Annotated in this window: 15 protein-coding genes; 14 read left to right on the top strand and 1 reads right to left on the bottom strand. The window is 37.4% G+C overall.

Annotation, left to right across the window (positions count from 1 at the left end; all coding sequences use genetic code 11):
• The first annotated feature begins 39 nt into the window (after positions 1-39).
• From KORDIASMS9_RS12250 to KORDIASMS9_RS12190, 13 genes are all read left to right on the top strand, one after another.
• The gene (locus KORDIASMS9_RS12250; protein ID WP_114903115.1) at positions 40-6,459 is read left to right on the top strand and encodes a T9SS type B sorting domain-containing protein; all 6,420 of its coding nucleotides are present in this window, start codon (positions 40-42) and stop codon (positions 6,457-6,459) included.
• Between the two features lie 106 nt (positions 6,460-6,565).
• Complete coding sequence (locus KORDIASMS9_RS12245; protein ID WP_162819920.1) at positions 6,566-8,662, top strand: gliding motility-associated C-terminal domain-containing protein; 2,097 nt, start codon at positions 6,566-6,568, stop codon at positions 8,660-8,662.
• A 205-nt stretch (positions 8,663-8,867) separates the two neighbouring features.
• Positions 8,868-13,703: a T9SS type B sorting domain-containing protein gene (locus KORDIASMS9_RS12240; protein ID WP_114903113.1), complete on the top strand. Its 4,836-nt coding sequence runs from the start codon at positions 8,868-8,870 to the stop codon at positions 13,701-13,703.
• A 40-nt stretch (positions 13,704-13,743) separates the two neighbouring features.
• Complete coding sequence (locus KORDIASMS9_RS12235) at positions 13,744-14,871, top strand: cyanophycinase (protein WP_114903112.1); 1,128 nt, start codon at positions 13,744-13,746, stop codon at positions 14,869-14,871.
• A gap of 102 nt (positions 14,872-14,973) precedes the next feature.
• The gene (locus KORDIASMS9_RS12230) at positions 14,974-15,504 is read left to right on the top strand and encodes a hypothetical protein (protein ID WP_205317976.1); all 531 of its coding nucleotides are present in this window, start codon (positions 14,974-14,976) and stop codon (positions 15,502-15,504) included.
• Positions 15,505-15,720: 216 nt separating this feature from the next.
• Positions 15,721-17,709, top strand: a complete 1,989-nt coding sequence (gene uvrB, locus KORDIASMS9_RS12225; RefSeq protein ID WP_114903111.1) for an excinuclease ABC subunit UvrB — start codon at positions 15,721-15,723, stop codon at positions 17,707-17,709.
• A 93-nt stretch (positions 17,710-17,802) separates the two neighbouring features.
• A complete protein-coding gene (locus KORDIASMS9_RS12220; protein ID WP_162819919.1) occupies positions 17,803-18,315 on the top strand; it encodes a hypothetical protein in 513 nt (170 codons plus the stop codon).
• A 587-nt stretch (positions 18,316-18,902) separates the two neighbouring features.
• A complete protein-coding gene (locus KORDIASMS9_RS12215; protein WP_114903109.1) occupies positions 18,903-19,094 on the top strand; it encodes a cold-shock protein in 192 nt (63 codons plus the stop codon).
• A 110-nt stretch (positions 19,095-19,204) separates the two neighbouring features.
• On the top strand, positions 19,205-19,483 hold the full coding sequence (locus KORDIASMS9_RS12210) for a DUF1456 family protein (protein WP_114903108.1): 279 nt from the start codon (positions 19,205-19,207) through the stop codon (positions 19,481-19,483).
• 10 nt (positions 19,484-19,493) lie between these two features.
• Positions 19,494-19,910 carry a hypothetical protein gene (locus KORDIASMS9_RS12205; RefSeq protein WP_114903107.1) on the top strand — a complete coding sequence of 139 codons (417 nt, stop codon included), beginning with the start codon at positions 19,494-19,496 and terminating at the stop codon, positions 19,908-19,910.
• Between the two features lie 49 nt (positions 19,911-19,959).
• Positions 19,960-20,562, top strand: coding sequence for a short chain dehydrogenase (locus KORDIASMS9_RS12200; protein ID WP_114905226.1), 603 nt, complete (start codon positions 19,960-19,962; stop codon positions 20,560-20,562).
• A 6-nt stretch (positions 20,563-20,568) separates the two neighbouring features.
• Positions 20,569-21,441 (top strand): hypothetical protein, encoded by an 873-nt coding sequence (locus tag KORDIASMS9_RS12195; RefSeq protein WP_114903106.1) that lies wholly within the window; start codon positions 20,569-20,571, stop codon positions 21,439-21,441.
• Positions 21,442-21,508: 67 nt separating this feature from the next.
• Positions 21,509-22,087: an alkylphosphonate utilization protein gene (locus KORDIASMS9_RS12190; RefSeq protein ID WP_114903105.1), complete on the top strand. Its 579-nt coding sequence runs from the start codon at positions 21,509-21,511 to the stop codon at positions 22,085-22,087.
• 99 nt (positions 22,088-22,186) lie between these two features.
• On the opposite strand, the gene KORDIASMS9_RS12185 is transcribed toward KORDIASMS9_RS12190, so the two are convergent.
• On the bottom strand, positions 22,187-22,624 hold the full coding sequence (locus tag KORDIASMS9_RS12185) for an Hsp20/alpha crystallin family protein (RefSeq protein WP_114903104.1): 438 nt from the start codon (positions 22,622-22,624) through the stop codon (positions 22,187-22,189).
• Positions 22,625-22,842: 218 nt separating this feature from the next.
• Between KORDIASMS9_RS12185 and KORDIASMS9_RS12180 the strand changes: the two genes are divergently transcribed.
• A complete protein-coding gene (locus tag KORDIASMS9_RS12180) occupies positions 22,843-23,409 on the top strand; it encodes an RDD family protein (protein WP_162819918.1) in 567 nt (188 codons plus the stop codon).
• Positions 23,410-23,564 lie beyond the last annotated feature (155 nt).

Raw genomic sequence — 23,564 nt, 5'->3', positions numbered from 1 at the left:
ATCATATTTGTCTTAAATAATTATGAGACAATGACTTTAATGAAACATGCAAGCAGGATAAAAAGTATTTTTACACTATTTTTTATCCTGTTTTGTATTCAACTACAAGCACAATTATTACCTTCTTTAATTGGTGATGCAAATGATATCGGCGGCGATTGCTTTGAAATTACTCAAAACATTAACAATCAATCAGGAGCTGTATGGTCTGGGACTCCTATTGACATGCTAGAAGATTTTGTGGTGGAATTCAGAGGCTTTTTTGGAACCAATGATGCAAACGGAGCAGATGGAATTACATTTATTATCAAGAATACTCAAACTCCTGAAATTGGAAATTCAGGTGGTGGAATGGGCTACTCAGGAATTAACAATTCATTAGCAGTAGAATTTGACACGTGGCAAAATAATGATTTGGGAGATCCATTTTTCGATCATTTAGCGATTGTAAGTCTTGGAAATAATAACCATTTTTCAGGTGCAAATTTAGCAGGACCAATTCAAGCTTCTCCCACATCAAATAATATAGAAGATGGTGTAGAACATATCATACGAATTGAATGGACAGCAGCAACGACAACATTAGATGTATATTTTGATTGTTCACTTCGCCTTTCCTATTCAGGCAATGTTGTCAATACAATTCTCGGAGGCACGTCACAAGCATATTTTGGATTTACAGGTTCTACTGGCGGTTCTGTAAACCTACAACGTGTTTGTTTTGATTATGTATCTTTTGCAAATTCACTTGCATTTGGAGATGAAACTATTTGTAATGGCGATTCTTTATCATCTGTTGATGCAACAATCACTGGGGCAACTTCATACGCATGGACACCAACTACAGGCGTAAGCGATCCAACATTACCTAATCCAATATTTACACCGACAACAACAACGACCTACACCGTTGATATTTCTAATAGCTGTGCAGAAGTCATTCAAGAAAGTTTTACAATTACAGTAGAACCTGCGCCAACAGCAAATCCTGTAACGGGTATTACCGTGTGTGATGATGCTACGAATGATGGCGTGGAAATGTTTGACTTTTCTACAGAAAGTGCTACGATTTTAGGATCGCAAGATCCAACTGTGTTTACAGTAACCTATCATCCAAGTCAAGCAGATGCTGAAAACAATACAAACGCACTCACGCTTCCATATACAAATACAAATCAATGTGAAGATATATTCGCGAGAGTAGGAAACAATGCCAGTGCTACCTGTTATAGTACAACAAGCTTTCAAATATGTGTAAATACACAACCTATAGCCAATCAACCGAATGACATGAATGTTTGTGATCCTGATGCTGACGGTACAGAAATCTTTGACTTTTTAACACAAGAAGCCGCTATTTTAGGAACACAAAATGCAGCTGATGTAAATATTACATTTCATCCAAGCACTTTAGATGCTACAAACGATACAAATCTTTTACCCACTTCTTACACGGGAAGCGACTCAGAAACCATTCACGTAAGAGTTGAAAGTACAGAAACTGGAAACGATTGCTTTGCAGTTACCTCTTTTCAATTATTTTTGGATACATTTCCAACGGCAAATCCAGTAGCAAATATTGCAGTATGTGATGATGCATCTAATGATGATGCAGAAGAATTCGATTTTTCTACGTTAAATGCCATAGTTTTAGGTACGCAAAATGCAGCTTCGTATACGGTAAGTTATCACACAAGTCAAAATGATGCTAATAATGACATAAACGCGCTCACATTTCCATTCACAAATACAATGCAATGTCAACCAATATTTGCGCGTGTAGAAAACAATTCAAATGCTATTTGTTATGCTACTACAAGCTTTCAAATATGTGTAAATACACAACCTATAGCCAATCAGCCAAATGACATGAATGCTTGTGATCCTGATGCTAATGGAATAGAAACATACGACTTGTCAACGCAAGAAGCGACTATTATAGGTGCGCAAAATGCAGTAGATGTCAATGTTAGCTTTCATGCGAGCGACCTAGATGCTATCAATGATGTAAACCCTTTGCCTACTTCTTACACAGGAAGCAACTCAGAAATTATTCATGTAAGAGTTGAAAGTACAGAAACTGGAAACGATTGTTTTGCAGTTACCTCTTTTCAGCTTTTCACCGACACTGTTCCTACAGCGAATGTAGTGGCAAATATTTCGGTTTGTGATGATGATTCAAATGATGGTGTAGCGCTTTTCAATTTCACAAACTTAAACACTACAATTCTAGGTACACAAGATGCTTCGCAGTTGTCAATAACCTATCACACCAGCCAAAATGATGCTAACAATAATACAAATCCATTGACTTTTCCTTTCACGAATACAATGCAATGTCAGCCAATATTTGCACGTATAGAAAATAATGTAAATGCTTTATGTTTTAGTACGACTAGTTTTGAAATCTGCGTGAATGAACAACCTATTGCAAATCAACCTGATGATATGGTTGCCTGTGATATAAATGCTGATGGAATGGAAGATTTTGACTTGTCTACGCAAGAAGCGACCATTCTTGATACTCAAAATACGACTGACTTTTCCATATCTTTTCATGCAAATGATGTTGATGCGAGTACAGGTGCAAATCCACTACCAACTATATATTCTGGAACCGATGGTGAGACCATTTCTGTACGAATTGAAAGTACACTGACAGGAAACACCTGTTTTGCGACCACTTCTTTTGATCTTTTGTTTGAAGAATTGCCTTCTGCCAATACACCTACTGATTTAATTGTGTGTGATGATGCAATTGCTGATGGCTTTACTGCGATTGATCTAAATGTGAAAAATGATGAAATTACTGCAGGAATTATGGGGCTATCTGTCACCTATCACCTCACGCAAATGGATGCTAACAATGATGTAAATGCACTTTCAATTCCGTATACCAACATCAGCAATCCACAAACGGTATTTGTGCGCGTAGAAACTGCAAACTCTGGTTGTTACGTGACTACATCTCTAAATATTTCTGTAGAAGATGCGCCGCAAGTATTTCCAGCAATTCCGTTGGAAAATTGCGATACAGATAATGACGGAATCGGTGTATTTAATATCAGAAGTACAGAATCTCAAATTACAGGAGGCATGTTAATGGATATTAATGTCACCTACCACGAAACCCCAGACGATGCAGATAGCAATGTCAACGCTTTGGCGGATGTGTATAGCAACATTACCCCGTACAATCAAACCTTGTATGTGCGTGTAGAAAATGTCCTTACGGGATGTTACAATGTGGTTTCCTTAGATCTAATCGTACACGATTCTCCTGAGATTGCTGCCTTGGATGCGGTAAGTCTCTCGGAATGTGATGATGATACCAATGATCAAATTGCACAATTCGATCTTACAGAAGCTGAAGTTGACATCCTAAACGGAGAAGATCCAACCACGCATATTGTTCGGTATTACAACACACAGGCAAATGCGATTGCTGGTACTCCTACAGGAGAAATCAACAATGTAAATGCCTATAGCAACATTCCGCCGAGTCCACAACTCATTTGGGTACGTGTGGAAGATCAAGTCACAGGCTGTTTTAGCATCACCAATCTAACACTAATTGTAGATGTGCCACCTGCGCTGACACAATTGCCAAACATAGAACTCTGTGATGCCATTACCTTAGGCGATGGCATCGAAGTCTTTGACCTAACGGCACTGGCAGAAGATCTTTTAAACAATGCTACAGGCATCAGTTTGGACTACTACGCTACTTTAGCCGATCTTACCAGTGACACACCGATTACAAATCCAGAAGCCTATGCCAATACCATCATCAATGTACAAACCATTTGGGTACGTGCCACCGATGATAATACAGGTTGTCAAAGTACCATTAGCTTTAACATCTCGGTAAATCCACTTCCAAGTCCTACCCTTGATCCAAACGGGATGCTCCTAGCAGAGACCTGTGATGATGACAATGACGGTTTTGTAGCGACAGATTTAGCTGCGCTAGTCGCTGCGATTATCAACAATGAACCGGATGTGATCTACACCTTCCATGAGACAGAAACGGATGCCAATAACAACATAAATGCACTTAGCAGTCCGTATACAAATATCATCATGGACAGTCAAACTATCTATGTATTGGCAACCAATACTGTTACTGGCTGTTTTACAGTGACACCATTACAAATCAACATCATTCCCATTCCAATAGTACCTATTGAAATAGAAGACTTAGAGGTATGTGATGCTGCGGATAGCTTGGATGGGATTGCGATGTTTGATTTAACCCAGACACAGGCAGAAATCTTTGCTGCTCAAGATACGAGTAACCTTACACTGACCTATCACGAGAGTGAACAAGATGCGATTGATGATCTGTCACCAATTGTAAATCTTACCGATTACATCAATATCACTCCAAATCAACAAACCATTTGGGTACGTTTAGAAGATAACACGACCGCTTGTTATGCCATCGGAAGCTTTGACCTGCTTGTGGTGCCACCACCGGTGATTGTCACGCCACAACCTTTCTCCCTCTGTGATGATTTAGAGAGTGGTGATGAGAGTGATGAGATCAGCACCTTTGATCTAACAGATAAATATGATGAGATTACCAATGGAGATACCTCTTTGACACTGACATACTATGCTAGTGATGCAGACTTTGCCGCAGATATTCCAATTGCGGATCCAACGGCGTATCAAAACACAATGAACTTACAGGAGATCATCATTGTGGCTACCAATGCCGCAGGATGTACCACGGATACCAGAATGCTTCTTCGTGTGCTTCCAATTCCAACGCCAAACACCATGCCAACACCTTTAGAGGCATGTGATGATGACACGGATGGTGATGCGACTAACGGTATTTTACTCTTTGATCTGACACAGGCACAGGCAGAGATTGTCAACAATGAAGGCAATGTCACTGTCAGCTACCATACCACAGAGGTAGATGCAGCGGCGAATACCAATCCGATAGTAGATCCAACCATGTTTGCGGTAGACATGGCAACAGCCAATGAAAACGGACAGGTGATCATCTACGTAAGAGTACAGAGTGATATACAAATAGATAGCAATATGGAACCGTGTTACAAGGTGGTAGAATTACCAGTGATTGTACATCCACTCCCAGCACTGACCAGTATGACATTCAGTTATATTTTCTGTGAGTATGACACTGACAATGTGGGACAATTTATATGGGATGATGTAACGGCTTCGTTAGACCTACTGACCGCGCCACAGATGTTAGCAGACTTTACAGTAACCTATCACCCAACAGCGGCAGATGCTTTAGCAGGCACAGCGGCACTTGTGGATGGATATGAGAATATGGGCGAACCAGATACAGTCTTTATCCGAGTGGAGAATACTGCCACAGGCTGTTTCAATAGCAACAACATCGCCAGTGTCGACCTTACGGTAGAACCAATTCCAACGGCAACGGCACCAACGACCTATCAGGAGTGTGCTACTGATGAGAGCAATCAACTCATTGCCACCTTTGATCTGACTAGTTTGGATGCCACGATCATTGGTGGACAGTTAAACATGGAGGTGTCTTACTACACCACGGCAGCAGATGCAGCAGATGATATCAATGCCATTGTAGATCCTACAATGTATATCAACAGTGAAGATGTAGATAGCTTGATGCTCTTTGCAAGGGTAAGACAGACCATTACAGGCTGTTTGTCTGATCCAGTGATGGTGAGCTTGCAGGTGAATCCATTACCTGTATTCACCCTGCCAGCAGATGATATCTTATGTGTGGATGCAACCACAGGCACGACCGATGAGGGACCGATGATTGGGGTAGATTTAGGCGCAGGATACACCTATCTTTGGAATACTCCCAATGGAATAGAAAACACACCAACGGTGGCAGTAACCACGGCAGGAACCTATAGTTTGGTAATTACCGATGTAAACTTTCCAGAGACCAACTGTAGCTATAGCGACAGTGTGACCTATGAGGCATCTTCAGCGCCAGCAACGCTAGATATTCAGATTACCACACCAGCCTTTGCCGATACGCACAATGTGATTGCCACAGCAACAGGCGGTTCGGGCATCTATGAATACCAATTAGATGACGGAGGATGGCAAGGCTTAGGCGAGTTCTTTGATCTCACGCCAGGCGAACACACGGTAACGGTGAGAGACACCAATGGTTGTGGGGAGCTGATTCGCACCTTTGAACTGATTGATTACATGGAATTCTTCACACCAAACGGAGATGAGTACAACCCAACGTGGAACATCATAGGACTGAGAAATCAGCCAGGAGCAAAGATTTATATCTTTGACAGGTATGGAAAACTCTTAAAACAAATCAGTCCCGCAGGACAGGGATGGGATGGAACCTTTAACGGATCTCCAATGCCATCACAGGACTACTGGTTTAGAGTAGAATATGTAGATCCATTCGATGGAACACCAAAAGAATTTATCAATCATTTTACTTTGAAGAGATAATTTATCACATAAAATAAAAATAGAGATACAAAAAAACCGAAGATATGATGCTTCGGTTTTTTTATGCGGCAAGAATTCGTTACTTTGAAGCATAAATTTATACTGTGTGAATCAACGAACTTACATACATATTTTACTGTTTTTAAGTTGTTTTTTTAGCACAAGCACCATTGCTGCCCAAGAGATTTCATTGTTTCAACAATTTAACGGTCGTTTTGACTATACTGCACTCGGAAATACGCTCAATGTAGTTGAAAATGGTCCAACAGGAGCTTGCGTGATCAATACAAGTTCTAGCGCAAGTCTTACCCTAAATTCTAATCAAACCATGGTGGCCGCGTATTTGTATTGGGCAGGTTCTGACGATGGTGATTTTGATATTGAATTGAACGGAATTCCCGTAACAGCAGAACGCACCTTTAGCGATGCTTTGACTGGAGACCGTACTTTTTTCGCCGCTTTTGCAGATGTAACTACGATTGTTCAAACAGAAGGAAATGGTTTGTACACCGTAAGTGAATTTGATCTGACTTCCGTCATCACTCCGTATTGTCCATCTGGAACAAATTTTGGTGGCTGGGCAATTACGGTTATTTATGAAAATCCTGCGTTGCCATTAAATCAACTGAATGTGTATGATGGTTTGGAAAGTGTGCCCGAAGAACTTGAAATTACGTTAGATAACCTCAACGTTTTTGATAATATGGGCGCAAAAATAGGTTTTATTGCTTGGGAAGGCGATCAAGCATTGAGCGTGAATGAATCGTTGCGCGTAAATGGTTCTATTATTTCAAATTTTCCCTTGAATCCTCCTGATAATGCTTTCAATGGCACTAATAGTTTTACAGGTGCAACCGATTTGTACAATATGGACATCGACTTTTACGGCATTCAAAATAATATTAGCATTGGTGATACTCAAGCTACTATTTCGCTGACTTCAGGACAGGATTTTGTAATGATTAATAATATTATCACAGTATTGAACAGTCAGCTTCCAGATGCCCGAATTACGTTGGATCAACTAGAAGATGCTTGTGATGTACGTGATTTAGATATAACGTACACCGTTTCCAACACAAATAGCACAGCAGAATTACCACAAAACACACCGATAGCATTTTATGCTGATGGAATTTTAGTAGCAACAGCTGTGACTCAAATAGCACTTCCTATTGGCGCAAGTACGCAACAAATGATTACGTTGAGTATTCCTGTTTCTATTTCGAATACGTTTGACTTGTTGATTGTTGTAGATGATGACGGAACAGGCAGCGGAACTGTGGATGAAATTAATGAAGATAATAACGATAGTTTGCTAAGCATCACCTTACCGACTTCTCCTGTGATTCCTGTGTTACCAGCTTTAGTGTTTTGTGATAATGCAGAAATGATCCTGTTTGATTTGACCATTCAGGAAAGTTTGTTCACGGAAGTCCCATTAACTTTTACCTATTACGAAACGCTGCAAGATGCTTCAAACAGTACAAATATCATTTTGAATTCAACTTCATACAGTTCTGGAAATTATCCCACAGAAATTTTTATCAAAATCACCAATAGCAATTCCTTCTGTGAAGCTATTGGGAATTTTGAATTGATCCTTTTAGAAAGTCCAGAAGCAAATCAAACCGACGATTTAGTAGCCTGTAGATTAAACGAAACGGAAAGCGCACCCTTCGATCTGACCACAAATGAGAATACGATCAATCCTGCTTCAAACATCATGTTTACCTATTACGAAACGGCAAATGCAGACGGAACGTTTCAAGATGAAATTAACACACCAACTGCTTTTGACAATACTTTTAATCCGCAAACCATTTATGTAACCGTTGAAAACGAATTTGGCTGTATTGCATCCACAAGTTTCGATTTGCTCGTAGAAGATTGTGAAATTTATATTCCCAATGGATTTTCTCCAAATGATGACGGTAAAAATGATGTTTTTAACATTCTCAACCTAGAAGCGCATCCTAATCATATACTTCATATTTACAATCGGTATGGGACGCTCATTTTTGAGGGAAACCGAAATACATCTCGCTGGGACGGTTTTCCCAATAGAGGTTTTCCAAAAAATAAAAAACTTCCTACTGGAACTTACTTTTATGTACTCTATTTAAATGACGAAAATACACTCGCAAGTCCTTTATTATTAGAACAGACCTATACAGGTTGGGTATATTTGCAGAATAATTAAGTTTAATTTACGTTAATATCACTGATTTTCTGTATTTTAGTATCGATTAATTGCTAATTTTAAAATAAGTCACAAGTACTAAAAATAATTTTAAGGACATTAAATTATGTATATATTTGTCCGTAATTTACAATGACCTAAAGCCACAACGTAAGAACTGCCCATTCTAATCGTTTTAGTCATAAGTAGACTTAACCCCATACCTATGAAAAAAGTTTTTCTAACACTTTTTACTATTTGCGCCTACCAAATAGTTTCTGCTCAACAAGTAACTACCAACGAATCATTTTCCCTACAACAACTCGTAGAACAGTTGGTACAAGGGTGTGTTGAAATTTCCAATGTAAGTTCCAACATTAACGGAAACGTAGATGGCTTTGCAAGTTATGCTGCTTTTAATCAAGGTGGATCTAATTTTCCTTTTGCCAATGGGTTGGTGTTGACTTCTGGTCGCGCGTCCGATGCTGGTAATGGATTGAATCCGATTCCTTTAAACAGTGGATCTACCAATTGGGGAACCGATGCGGATTTGGAAACTGTGTTAGGTGTGAATAATACGATCAATGCGACTTCCATCGAGTTTGATTTTATCGCTGTGACCAATCAAATTAGTTTTAATTATTTATTAGCTTCGGAAGAATATGCAGAAGATTTTCCGTGTCGATTTTCCGATAGTTTTGCCTTTTTAATTAGACCTACCGGAAGTGCTGCACCTTATACCAATATTGCGGTAGTACCAGGCACAAATATTCCTGTGAGCACAAGTGTAATTCACGATGAAATTGTTGGGTTTTGTCCTGCTGAAAATGAAGAGTTTTTTGAAGGATATAATTTAGGAGACACCAATTATAACGGAAGAACAACCGTGTTGACTGCAACTGCGAATCTAATTCCGAATCAGCAATATCATATTAAATTAGTACTGGCCGATGGAACAGATCAAAATGCAGATTCTGCTATTTTTATTCAAGGAAGTAGTTTTAATGCTACTGTCGATTTAGGTCCAGATATTACAACTTGTGCCAATTCGTTTGTATTGAATGGAGATATTGGAAATACCCTTGCCATGTATCAATGGTTTCGAAATGGCGTTCCGCTTCCAGGAGAAACAAATGCTACAATTGATGCTATGGCATCTGGAACCTATCGTTTGGAAATTACCATTCCTGTAGGAACTGAAACTTGTACAATTGAAGATACCGTAGAAGTTACCTTAAATGCAGCTCAAACTGTTGGTCCAATTTCAGATTATGAATTGTGCGACAATACAGGCGCAGATGGTATTGAAAGTTTTGATTTGACCATTAAAGAACCCGAAATATTAGCGACGGTTCCGCCTGCAAATTATACCATTACTTACTATCCTACGCAAAATGATGCAGACAACGAAACAAATGCATTTGCAACTACCATTTCAAATACGACTTCGCCACAAGAAATATTTGTGCGTGTATTAGATACAGATAATGGTTGCTTGGCTTTTACAAGTTTCAACCTTATTGTAAACGAATTACCTGTTATTAATCCGCCAACTCCAATTGATATTTGTGATGAAGATAGCGATGGATTTACGCAAATAGACTTAACCGTTAGCAATGATGAAATTACTGGCATGAACCCTGTGTATGGTGTAACGTATCACTTTTCTCAAAATGATGCTGATAACAATGCGAATCCGATTATTGGTGAATACACAAATTTGACCACTAATGACACTGTATTTGTGCGTGTGATCAATACAGAAACAGGATGTATAAATACCACAACTTTAGACATCAATGTGGGCGTTCCTCCAGCAATTACAATACCTAATAGAAATTTAATAGATGCGTGCGATCCTGAACAAGATGGTTTTGCAACGTTCGATTTAACACAAATCATAGCAGAATATACGACTGGATTGACTGGAATTACCGTCACTGTTCATACCTCCGCTGATGATGCCAATACAGGCGCAAATCCAATTCCAGACATTACCGCTTTTAACAATGAAACGCCAGAACAACAAACTTTATACATTCGTGTAGTAGATAACAATTCAGGTTGCTTTTCTGTTTCACAATTTGTAGTATACAGCAATGCACTTTTAACAGCAACAAACTTAAACGATAGAAACCGATGCGACGATGCGAGTAATGATGGTGTGTTCGCTTTTAATCTTCAATCGATTACAGTTTCCATCCAAAACAACTTATCTTTTGTACAAGTCGCCTACTTTTTAACAGAAAACGATCGGGATAACAACATCAATGAAATTGATCCTACAGTTCCATTCAATAATACTTCCAATCCACAAGAACTTTTCATTAGATTAACTGATGCAGATACAGGTTGTGTAGATGTGTCCAGCATTAACTTAATTGTAAATCCTTCTGTGTCGGCACCAACTATTGGAACGCTTACAGCTTGTGATACTAATTCCAATGCAATTGCCGTAGTAGACTTGGAAATGTTTACTCCAGATATTGTAGGAACAGACACCGATTTTGAAGTAGTTTACTTTTTATCGCTAAATGAAGCTACATTTTTCACAAACCCTATCACAGAACCCATTATAAACTCTTCCAATCCGCAAGAAATATTCTTCCGTTACCGAAACGTCAATACTTCCTGTTCAGACATTGGTTCTTTTATGTTGGAAGTGTTGCCTGCGCCCGATGTAAATGTGCCAAATACGATTTTAATATGTGACGATGATACAGATGGAATTGCGGATGTTGATTTAACACTAAGTCTTCTAGAAATCATTACCGATTTAACAGACATCAATATTTCGTATCACCCAACACTGTCTGATTTAGTAGCAGATGATGGAGAAGTTATTGCAGATCCAACAGCTTTTAATACTGCAACAGGTTCCGCTTTTGTGCGTGTAGAAAATGCCATTACAGGTTGTTTTGCCAGAGTAGAACTGCCAATTATTGTCAATACCATTCCAGAGGTCGTTGCCACAGATATATATCAACTGTGTGAAACAGATACCGATCAAACCGAAAATTTTATCATGGAAACCAGAGATGATGAAATTTTGAACGGTCAAACCAATATGACTGTCTTGTATTATCCTACCGCGCAAGATGCGTTGGACAAAACGAACGAAATCAACAAAACGATTCCGTTTGCCAATCAAACCAATCCACAAACAATTCATGTTCGTATTGAAAATGATACTGATCCTGATTGTTTTGCCGTTTCTGACTTCGTCATTCAAGTAAGTCCTGCACCAATTTTTAATGTTCCAACCGATTTATTTGTGTGTGATGACATCACCAATAATGGAGAAGACACCTTTGATTTATCCATTACGCGTGATGAAATCGCTGCAGGAATTTCACAAAACCTAACGATCACATTTCATCTATCATTTGATGAAGCAGATATGGGTACAAATCCAATTGCAGATTCATTTACAAATACGGTAAATCCGCAAGCTATTTATGTGAGAATCAGTAATGATTCTGAATGTTATACGGTTGCAGATTTCGCCTTAAACGTCATCCAAGTTCCAGAAGCAAATCCTGCGCCTGATGTTACGGTTTGTGATGTAGATTATGACGGACAAGTTGTGTTTGACTTGACAGAAGCCGAATTTTCCATCCTAAACATTCGTCAAGACAATGTAGTCATTACCTATCATGAAACTCAAGATGATGCAGATACTGGAGCAAACGCTGTTCCTGATCCAACAAACTATACCAATAGCAACAATCCGCAACCAATTTTTGTACGATTGATCAATACGATTTCTGGCTGTTATGTAACGGTTCCGTTTACACTCAATGTAAATTTACCACCAGTTCTGAACAACATTCCAGAAGCGACTTTCTGTGAAGCAGAAGTGCCAGGCACCGTCGATTTAGAACAAATAGAAGAAATTATCATCGACGATCCTACGGGAGTTTCTATATCATATTACAATGCTGCTGCCGACGCCGATAGCGATACCAATGCACTTCCAGAAATTTACACGTATATGTCAAATCCTGAAATCATCTTTATCCGAGCGGAAGATGAAGTTACAGGTTGTTACATTGTGCAAAGTATTGAAATTACCATGATTCCAAATCCAATAGCAAATCCTGTAAGTGATATGGAAGCGTGTATCAGTGATAACAGCAACACTACGCAAACATTTAACTTCTCAGAACAAACTGCCACCATATTAGGCGCACAAAATCCTGCGTCATTTACGGTAAGTTATCATGTAAATATTGAAGATGCGCAAAACGACGTAAGTCCGTTAACACCTTTATACAATGCTTTTGACGAACAAATCATCTATGCGCGTGTAGAAAACAATCTCACAGGATGTTATGCCACAACTTCCTTTATGACCATTGTACATCCGCTTCCTGTCGTAGATTTACCAGAAGATATTACCTTGTGTTTAAATAATCTACCATTGACAGTTACGGCAGGCTCTGACATTGGAAACTCGTATGTATGGTCTACAGGAGAAACGACAGCGTCAATTGACATTACTACGATTGGAAACTATTCTGTAACTGTCACCAATCAATTTGGCTGTGAGGCATCTGATAGTTTTACCGTGAGCGAATCGGAATTGGCTACGATTGTAGAAGTTGATGTCGTAAACTTTTCAGACAATAATACCATAACTGTGACTGCCAGCGGAAATGGAGATTACCTATATTCCTTGGACGGCGGAACGCCACAAAACTCTAACGTATTTGAATTTGTTGCGCCTGGCTATCATGTTGTCACAGTTTCTGACAGGAACGGTTGTGGAGAAGTAAGCGAAGAAGTTGTAGTGATTGATTACATCAAATTCGTAACACCAAATAATGATGGATTTAACGATACATGGCACATCATTGGTATAGAAACCTTACCACAATCAGTCGTGTATATTTTTGATCGGTATGGAAAACTTCTCAAAACTTTGCGCGCCAATGATATGGGTTGGGACGGAACGTATCGCGGTCGCAGAATGCCTTCTAGTGACTATTGGTTTTTAGCGGAAATAAAAGACGGACCAGATTCTTTTGATGTAAAAGGGCATTTTACATTAAAACGATAGTTGATTGCTAGACAACTAAAAAATTAGTCAAAAATATGCTATGAAAAAAACTGTTTTCATCTTCATACTGCTTTTTATAAGTATCGCACAAGCTCAGAAAACAGCAATCATTCCTGCCAAAGGTCCAGAAAAAGGAACACTATTTTTAATTGGTGGCGGAATTTCAGAAACGCAAGCGCGTTTATTTGAAAAGTTTGCAGGTGGAAAAGATGCCCCAATTGTCATCATTCCCACAGCAATGTCCGATAACGAAATAGCTAAAAATCCTGATTTTAGTCGTATCAAAAAAAGGTTTCAAAAATTAGGAATTACGAATATCAGCATACTACATACACGAAATACAAAAGAAGCCAATAGCGATGCTTTTGTCGCACCATTAAAAACCTGTCAAGGTGTTTTTATCCTTGGCGGAAAAACCCAAAGAATCACAGATGCATATCATACTACAAAAGTCCACAAAGAACTCAAAGCACTACTGAATCGTGATGGAATTATCGCAGGAGTTTCCGCAGGTTCAGGCGTACAAGCTTCCTACTTTTACGAACACCACTTACAAACTGGATTTGATTTTTTGGAAGGTGTCATCATCATGAATCACTTTTTAGCGAGAAACAAACAATTCAACCACATTCAAGAAATTAAAGAAAATACACAACGCATTGCTATTGGAATTGACAATGGCACAGGAATCTTGGTGCAAAAAAACGTCTTTGAAGTTGTGGGCAATAGTTATGTTGCCATGTTTGATGGTTCATATTACGACAGCATGAATGATACGATTACCAGACTTCCCGCAAATTCAGAACGGTTTTATCTGCTGAAAAATGGCGATCGATACAATCTTGAAAAAAGAAGCATCGAAACCAATTCGGGAATAACGCCAATTGAACTTTCAGACGAAGAACTCCAAAAATATACAGGAATCTTTAAAGCTACCAACAAAGATTTTAGTATTAAATTTCTCATAGAAAATAATACACTCAAAGTAAAAAATAGTTGGGGTTGGAACGTCTATCCAATCTATCCACTAAAAAAAGACACATTCTTTGCGACCAACCGAACGATGTGGTTTCAATTTGTACGTGAAAAAGGGAAGATCGTTGCTGTCAAAAAAATAAAATCTATCCTACAAGACAACGTGATTGTCACGCTAGAACGACAAAAATAGTTTTGGAGATTGTTTTGTTAAATCTATCTCAAAAACATAAAATTCTTCAGCAAAATACTTGACTTTTAGTATTTTAGTCAGCATCACTTTAAAATGACACTTATGAAATATTTTCTAACAATGCTCTTGGTGAGTTTCTCTATTGCGATAACCGCACAAACCAAAAAAATACCACACGAAGAAGCTGTGAAAACAATTGACGGAACGCTAACACGCATGTTGCAATTGCTTTCAGTGGAGAAAGGAAATGCGATAGATACAAAGTCCTTAAAAGAATTATTTTTACCAAACGTAACATTCAGTGTGCGTGCGTCAGATGAAAAATATCCAAATCCTTTTGAAACCGTAAACTTGGAAGATTTTTTAGAATCCCTAAATGATAATTATTACAAACAAGGTTATGAAGAAAAAGAACTAGGGAAAGTCGTAAATGAATTTAACGGAATTGCCAATGTTTTTCAAAGTTTCATAGGCAGCGATTCCGAAGGCAACACCGAAAAAGGAATCAATAGTTATCAATTGGTCTACTTAAAAGATCGTTGGTGGATTGCCAATATGATCTGGACAATGGAAACGGATGAAGTCAAAATTCCGAAGAAATACTTTCACGAAAACTCAAAGAAAAAGCAGTAAAAGTCTATACTTTTCATCACAACATTTAAAAATCATTAGAAGTTACAAACCTCACTCCTTTTCCGTATTTTTGTACGATATGCGTTAAGGATGCTTCGACTTGGCTCAGCAGATAGCAGCAAGTTACCATGTAACGCGTATAGCACGCCGTAAAAGTACACTGAGCTTATCGAAGTGAACTTTTGCAGAACGCCAAAAAAAAAGCACTGACAATATATGAAGTTTAAAATTGTATCTGATTTTGAGCCTACGGGCGATCAACCGCAAGCTATTCAACAACTTACATCCGGACTTGAAACGAACGAGCAATACCAAACATTACTCGGTGTGACAGGTTCAGGAAAAACGTTTACGGTTGCCAATGTGATTGAAAAAGTGGAAAAACCTACGCTAGTGTTGGCACATAACAAAACCTTGGCAGCACAGTTGTATTCAGAATTTAAGCAGTTTTTTCCTGAAAATGCGGTGGAATATTTTGTGTCGTACTATGATTATTATCAACCAGAAGCCTACATTCCAACTTCGGGAACGTATATAGAAAAAGACTTATCGATCAATGAAGAAATTGAAAAGTTGCGTTTGAGTACAACCTCTTCCCTACTTTCTGGTCGCCGCGATGTCATTGTGATTGCGTCGGTTTCGTGTTTGTACGGTATTGGAAATCCAGTGGAATTTCAGAAAAATGTCATAAAATTAGAGCGTGATCAAGTGATTTCGCGTACAAAATTATTGCATCGTTTGGTGCAAAGCTTATATTCACGTACCACAGCAGAATTTACACGCGGTTCGTTTCGTGTAAAAGGTGATGTCGTAGATGTGTTTCCTGGATATGCAGATTTTGCCTTTAGAATTCACTTTTTTGGAGATGAAATTGAAGAAATAGAATCCTTTGATCCAGGCACCAATACCGTGTTGGAAAAATATACACAACTCAATATTTATCCTGCTAATATGTTTGTGACTTCTCCAGAAGTATTGCAAAATGCTATTCATCAAATTCAGGAAGACATGGTGAAGCAAGTGGACTATTTTAAAGAAATTGGCAAACATTTAGAGGCAAAACGCTTGGAGGAACGCACGAATTTTGACTTAGAAATGATTCGTGAATTGGGCTATTGTTCTGGAATTGAAAACTACTCAAGATATTTGGACGGTCGTGCCCCAGGAACACGTCCTTTCTGTCTGTTAGATTATTTTCCAGATGATTATTTGATGGTCGTAGACGAAAGTCACGTAACAATTTCGCAAGTGCATGCTATGTATGGCGGCGATAGAAGCAGAAAAGAAAACTTGGTAGAATACGGTTTCCGTTTGCCTGCCGCGATGGACAACCGACCGTTGAAGTTTGAAGAATTTGAAGCGATTCAGAATCAGGTAATTTATGTAAGTGCCACACCAGCAGATTACGAATTGCACAAAACCGATGGTGTGTATGTAGAACAAGTCATTCGTCCGACAGGATTGTTGGATCCTGTGATAGAAGTGCGTCCAAGTTTGAATCAGATTGATGATTTGGTAGAGGAAATTCATCTGAGAGTTGAAAAAGACGAACGTGTGTTGGTGACGACGTTGACAAAACGAATGGCGGAAGAATTGACCAAATATTTATCGCGAATCCAAATTCGGTGTCGTTACATTCACAGTGATGTGGACACGCTAGAACGTGTACAAATCATGCAGGATTTACGAAAAGGTTTGTTTGATGTGTTGATCGGTGTGAATTTACTGCGTGAAGGATTGGATTTACCAGAAGTTTCCTTAGTTGCGATTTTGGATGCAGACAAAGAAGGCTTTTTACGTTCAAATCGTTCCTTGACACAAACCGTGGGAAGAGCAGCGCGAAATGTAAATGGAAAAGCGATTATGTATGCAGACAAAATGACTAAAAGTATGCAGCGAACCATTGATGAAACCGCATACCGAAGGGAAAAACAAATTGCATACAATGCAAAACATAACATTACGCCAAAAGGCTTGAACAAAGCTTTGAGTTCTATTCTTGGGAAAGATGACAGCTTAGCGTGGGAAGATACGATAGAAGCAAAAGCGGCGGCTGAACCCGATTTGGAATACTTAACCAAAGCGCAAATAGAAAAGTTAATTCGCGAAAAGCGGAAATCAATGGAAGCGGCTGCAAAAGAGTTAAACTTTATGGATGCTGCCAAATACCGTGATGAAATTAAAGTATTGCAGGAAAAACTGTAACAAAACTTTAGTTCGTAACTCCTACTTGTGTAACAATTTACATACTATACACACTTGAAAGAAAAAATCACTTTAGTTATAGAAATCGCAGCAATGGTAGGAGGAATAATTGCGATTGTTTTAGGTTTTAACTCCTCTCCAACAGACTGGATACTGCTTATTATTGGATCTATCATACTTCTGTTAGTAGCATTATGGTTTAAAATAGCTACAATAAAAGGACAGGAAGATATTCATAGTGCTTATCAAAAATATCTAAGAGAATTCAAAAGTAATGCAGATCAAGTGATTGTGAATTTAGACAAAGCAATTATTCAAGAAACAAATCATTATTACACAAAAACAGTAGTAGAAGGACAAGCTGCGGCGTTAAATATCGTTGCTGGTTATGGACATCACAATGAGCAAACTATTAAAAGTACGTCTTGCGATGTAAAATTTAAGGTAAAATATCATAAAAGAACACTCACTTTAAAAACCTCCATTTCTAAAGATGAAACAAACGTTCGAATGCATTTTTACCTTCAAAAAGAAACAACAGCATACATAAATCCGTATGATCCAAAAGAATATTATATTGATTTGGAATTTATAGAAGCGCAATAAAAACGCAAGAGTATCTGTAACGGCAAATAGTACATTTTCCCTTGCGTCTTTTCAACAATTATATATACTAAACAATTTTGCAGTTGAAAACAATAAAAGGTTTCAACACTGATAAAAAAGCATACAAAAATTTCTTTTTGTGTACAGAAAACTGCTTCAACTACTGCACAAATGTAGGAGAATCCGACAGTTTTTTAAAACGTACTTCTTCGGAAACTTAAAAACGCGTAGAACTACCTGTTTTGTAGTAGGTTATCAATAATTTGAATACGGATCTGATAAACTTCAGCACTGCTTTTAACAAAAAATCGCTAATCAATGTTCTTTTACTATATATATTTGCCACATTTTAAGGCATTTGCGATCATTTTTGGGAGTAAAAAGTTGGAATAATTAAGAAATGTAAAAAAAAGTAAATCCATGGAATCTATTGAGAAATACATAAAATACGCGGTCTCGCAAAGAAAAGTTAAAAAGTTCAATATTAAATAATTGTAATGAACTCAAAAAAATCGCACAATCTGTCGAGCGAATGAATTTTGGCAGTATCTTTGCTATTATTAAAACAAATATTAAAATTTATTACCATGAGTAAAGGAACAGTAAAATTTTTCAACGACACTAAAGGATTTGGATTTATCGTTGAAGAAGGTTCAAACAAAGAACATTTTGTACACATTTCAGGATTAATCGACGAAGTTCGTCAAGGAGACGAAGTTGAATTCGAATTAACAGAAGGTCGCAAAGGATTAAACGCAGTGAACGTAAGAGTAATTTAATATTATATATATTTTATTTCTTAATGAAGCAAAAAGTCTATCAATTGGTAGACTTTTTTTATGCCCAATTTTAAAAACAGAACTTTCCCCTTTTTGAGTATCTTTGTCCCATGGCATTAACAAACAACGACGTTTTTAAAAAACTCCGTGTAGCTTTAAAGTTGCGCGATGACGATATTGTAAAAATATTAGAATTGGTAGATTTCCGAATTTCCAAAAGTGAACTAGGTGCATTTTTTCGCAATGAAGATCATCCAAAATATAAAAATTGTGGCGATCAGATTTTGCGAAATTTTCTAAATGGTTTGGTGATTCACTTACGCGGTCCGATGCCGAAAAAGGAAGTCAAACCCAAATCGACACAGTCTACTTCTAAACGAAAGAAATAAAGCAACTTGTATGTTTGATCATATCCAACTGACAGACGCTACATTTGAAAAACAATTTGCAACTTGCAAACTGTCGCCTTCCTTATTTACGCATGAAGCGCATCTAAGATTGGCATGGATTCACATTACCAAATACGGAATTAAGCAAGCATTAGATACTATTCAAATTCAGTTGCAAAATTTTGTAGCACACGCAAACGCAGCAGACAAGTACAATAAAACATTGACCATTGCGGCAACCAAAGCGGTATATCACTTTATCTTACAATCAAAAACGACTACTTTTAAGGAATTTATCACGGAGCATCCAAGGCTTTTATCCAATTTTAGACAATTGATGGAAGCGCATTATTCCCTAGATATTTTCACATCTCAAAGGGCAAAACAATACTATATTTCGCCAGATTTACTTCCGTTTGATTGTTAAAAAGCAACCTAGAATTTATGACTATCTTTCAACTACAAATACAATTTTTATGAAAATCCTCATCATCGGCGGAAACGGAACCATTGGCAAAAAACTTACGGAATATTTTAGGCAACAGCACGAAGTGTTCATTGCAGGAAGAACGACAGGCGATGTTACTGTAGATATCAGCAATAGCCAAAGCATTCAAAAAATGTTTGATCAAGTTGGAACGCTCGATGCGATCATTTGTGCCGCAGGTGAAGCCACATGGAAACCGTTTGACGAACTTTCTGAAGAAGATTATTATGTAGGTTTTAAAAGTAAATTGATGGGACAAGTCAATTTGGTTCGCATTGGGCAAAACTACCTCAACAAAGGCGGTTCCATTACCTTAACCACTGGAATTTTGGCAGATGAACCAGTTCCGATGACGGCAAGTGCTGCGATGGTCAATGGTGCCATTCACAGTTTTGTAAAAGCAGTGATTTTAGAATTGGAAGGCAACATTCGTGTCAATGTCGTTTCTTCTGGTTTGGTGGAAGATGCAGTGGAAAAGTATGATGCATATTTTCCAGGACACAATCCTATTGCGATGCAAAAAGTTGTGAATGCGTATCGCAAAAGTGTGGACGGAAGACAAACAGGTGAAATTATTCGAATATACAACTAATACTATATGAAATGTAAACAGCTTCTACGAGTAGCACTTAGTCTTGTATTTTTTTCTTGCGAGATTAGCATTTCGCCCGCGCTAAAAACACCTTCACACATTACTATTGAAAGTGAAGGATTGACCACAACTGCCGTTACCGTTGAAAATCATTTAGGAAACAAAAAGACATCTGAATTTATTTATGGAGAAGCCTGCAATGTTGTTTTCAATAATATGAAAGGATTTATAGCAACTGAAAATTTGGTATACCCTGAAATGGATATTTATGTCATCAATAAAAAAGGGGACACTCTTTTAAATGAACAAAATCTTCTTAAAAATCAAGATATTAATTTCCAAAAAGAAAAGTTAAGCCTAGAAAGCTACATATTGATTGCAAAGCCTATGTTTGCTGGAAATGAATATCTAATGCATGTGAATATTACGGATACGAAAAGTGATCATTTTTACAACATACGCATGCCGTTTTCTGTGATTGAAAATCCTTTATTCACCACAAAATCTTCTGGAATTACCTACGATTCCATGTATTTATATTCAAAACAACGCGATGTAGGAATTGTGGATGATAAAATATCCATGGAAGAAGACATCTACATCATCTTGAATAATTTCAAAGGTTTGAAAGTGGATGAAAACGGTATGGTTGATATTACATCTTCGCTATCATTAAAAGATGCTACTGGCACAAAAATTATAGAAAAAGAAAATATGTCGCCAGCACTTTTAAATGCGGCATCAGTACAACAACAATTTTCTCCTTATATTGTGATCACTTCTGGAATTGTCACCAATCCAATAACATGCGAACTTAAAGTAAAAGACAATCGATCGGATGCGTTTTTTGAAACTAGGTTTGAGCTAATTGTCGAATAAAACCTTGCGTTGTGACTTAATTCCCGTCATTTTTACTTTATTTACAGAAACATAAGATTTCCACTCTATGAGCATCGAAAGAGACCTAAAAAAGCGTAGCAATAATACTTGCGAATTGTGCAATTCCACTGAAAAACTAGCAATGTATCACGTGCCACCAAATCATGCTGAACAACTGGAAAAATCTATCTACGCATGTGAAACTTGTATTTCTCAAATAGAAAATCCTGAAACGATGAACGCGAATCATTGGCGTTGTTTGAATGATAGCATGTGGAGCGAAGTCAAAGCGGTTCAAATTGTAGCGTGGCGTATGTTGCACCGATTGAAGCATGAAGGCTGGCCACAAGATTTGCTAGACATGATGTATTTGGAGGAAGACGATTTGACTTGGGCAGCAGCCACAGGAGAAGCGGAAGAGGAAGAAAACACCCTCAAACATGTAGATGTAAACGGCGTACAATTGCAAGCTGGAGATAGTGTGGTTTTGATCAAAGACCTAAACGTAAAAGGTGCTGGATTTGTTGCGAAACGTGGAACGCCTGTTCGTAACATTACACTTTCACATGACAATGCAGAACATATAGAAGGACGTGTAAACGGACAACATATTGTGATTATTACAAAATATGTGAAGAAAACCTAATTCTTTACCATACTACATAAAAAAGGCTCGCCAATTTCTTGACGAACCCTTTTTCCATTAACTAACCAATCCTAAATAATTATTATGAAAATTTTTATATTATGAAATTTCAATCAAACGCTTTGGCTTCACTTTGTCTTCTTCACGTTTTGGCAACGTAACATGTAAAATTCCGTCTGTATACGTAGCGTTGATTTCTTCTTTATTTACTGTTTGTGGTAATTTGAAAGAACGTGTAAACGCTGAAAAGCTAAACTCTCTACGCGTATAATTATCTTCTTTCTTTGTTTCTTCTTTCTTTTCTTCTGTGCTAATTGTTAACACATCATGATCGAGTGAAAGTTTGAAATCTTCCTTCGTTTTTCCAGGTGCAGCTACTTCTAATATGAAATTGTCCGCAGTTTCTTTAATATTGGTTGCTGGAATAGTTCCTTTTGTAGCTGTCGCTGGATTTGCCATTCCGCCAAACCAATCTGTTTGAAACAATTCGTCAAAAATTGATGGAAAATCTGCGTTTCTTCTTTTTACTATATTCATCTTATTTGTTTTTTTAAAGTTTGATTTTTCAGTTTTAAATTATTTGTTATTCAAATACGAGTTGTATATGGCAAAAAGGATTCCAAGTAAAAAAATACGTCATTTTGACAGTTTTTTAGAAATTTTAATGTCAAAATGTCATTTTTAGTGTTTCTAGAAGTGACAACGTGGCGAAAATGTGTTTGATTTACATTAATTTTAGTCATTTAAAGCTTTCTATGAAACGTAAAAAAGATATTTTAAAGGGAATTTTTATACGTGAAATTTCTAAAATCACTACAACAAATTTTAAACTCCGCAGAATACAAAGTATGTTCCTAGATCATATTATCATGTCGTTGATATTGATAACGCCAACCGTTATCTTTATTTTTTTTGGGGATTTCAAATCTTTCGACTTTATAAACAAACATTCAACAATAATATTCTCTGTACTTATATTTTTGTGCATGAATAAAGATTTTTTAAAAGCACAAAGTGCCGCAAAACGACTACTAGGCTATCAAGTAATTGATTGTAAAACTAAACAGCCAGCGTCTGAGTTACAATGTTTCCTTCGCAATATGTCAATGATAATTTGGCCTTTAGAAGTGGGTATAGCCTATTTAAATCCATCGCGTCGCTTGGGAGATATTATTGCAAATACAGAAATAATTTCTGTTGATAAAGAAGAACTATCCACCATTTGGAAAGAAATAAAACAACTTAGATTTACAGTAGAGTTTGTCTATATTTTGATAATAGCGATTGTATATTTTTATGTATTAAGTTTCATTTTGTTCTAAAAACAAAGAATACTAAACAATGTTTTGTGTAGCATTTCGATATAGAATTACATTATACATTAAAATACAGCAACTATTAAATTTTGAAGAATTTCATCATCACATAAAAAAAAGACCTTTCTACAAAACTAGAAAGGTCTTTTTATATACTATAA

Origin of the sequence: Kordia sp. SMS9 (assembly GCF_003352465.1) — a bacterium.
Lineage (GTDB): Bacteria > Bacteroidota > Bacteroidia > Flavobacteriales > Flavobacteriaceae > Kordia.
Note: the sequence above shows the minus strand (reverse complement) of the source record. Positions and strands in the feature narration are given on the sequence as shown.

What these genes read in the sequence shown, in the direction of transcription:
- KORDIASMS9_RS12250 (WP_114903115.1), top strand. Translation starts at nt 40, where the DNA reads ATGAAACATGCAAGCAGGATAAAAAGTATTTTTACACTATTTTTTATC.
- KORDIASMS9_RS12240 (WP_114903113.1), top strand. Translation starts at nt 8,868, where the DNA reads ATGAAAAAAGTTTTTCTAACACTTTTTACTATTTGCGCCTACCAAATA.
- KORDIASMS9_RS12235 (WP_114903112.1), top strand. Translation starts at nt 13,744, where the DNA reads ATGAAAAAAACTGTTTTCATCTTCATACTGCTTTTTATAAGTATCGCA.
- KORDIASMS9_RS12230 (WP_205317976.1), top strand. Translation starts at nt 14,974, where the DNA reads ATGAAATATTTTCTAACAATGCTCTTGGTGAGTTTCTCTATTGCGATA.
- uvrB (WP_114903111.1), top strand. Translation starts at nt 15,721, where the DNA reads ATGAAGTTTAAAATTGTATCTGATTTTGAGCCTACGGGCGATCAACCG.
- KORDIASMS9_RS12220 (WP_162819919.1), top strand. Translation starts at nt 17,803, where the DNA reads ATGGTAGGAGGAATAATTGCGATTGTTTTAGGTTTTAACTCCTCTCCA.
- KORDIASMS9_RS12215 (WP_114903109.1), top strand. Translation starts at nt 18,903, where the DNA reads ATGAGTAAAGGAACAGTAAAATTTTTCAACGACACTAAAGGATTTGGA.
- KORDIASMS9_RS12210 (WP_114903108.1), top strand. Translation starts at nt 19,205, where the DNA reads ATGGCATTAACAAACAACGACGTTTTTAAAAAACTCCGTGTAGCTTTA.
- KORDIASMS9_RS12205 (WP_114903107.1), top strand. Translation starts at nt 19,494, where the DNA reads ATGTTTGATCATATCCAACTGACAGACGCTACATTTGAAAAACAATTT.
- KORDIASMS9_RS12200 (WP_114905226.1), top strand. Translation starts at nt 19,960, where the DNA reads ATGAAAATCCTCATCATCGGCGGAAACGGAACCATTGGCAAAAAACTT.
- KORDIASMS9_RS12195 (WP_114903106.1), top strand. Translation starts at nt 20,569, where the DNA reads ATGAAATGTAAACAGCTTCTACGAGTAGCACTTAGTCTTGTATTTTTT.
- KORDIASMS9_RS12190 (WP_114903105.1), top strand. Translation starts at nt 21,509, where the DNA reads ATGAGCATCGAAAGAGACCTAAAAAAGCGTAGCAATAATACTTGCGAA.
- KORDIASMS9_RS12185 (WP_114903104.1), bottom strand. Translation starts at nt 22,624, where the DNA reads ATGAATATAGTAAAAAGAAGAAACGCAGATTTTCCATCAATTTTTGAC.
- KORDIASMS9_RS12180 (WP_162819918.1), top strand. Translation starts at nt 22,843, where the DNA reads ATGAAACGTAAAAAAGATATTTTAAAGGGAATTTTTATACGTGAAATT.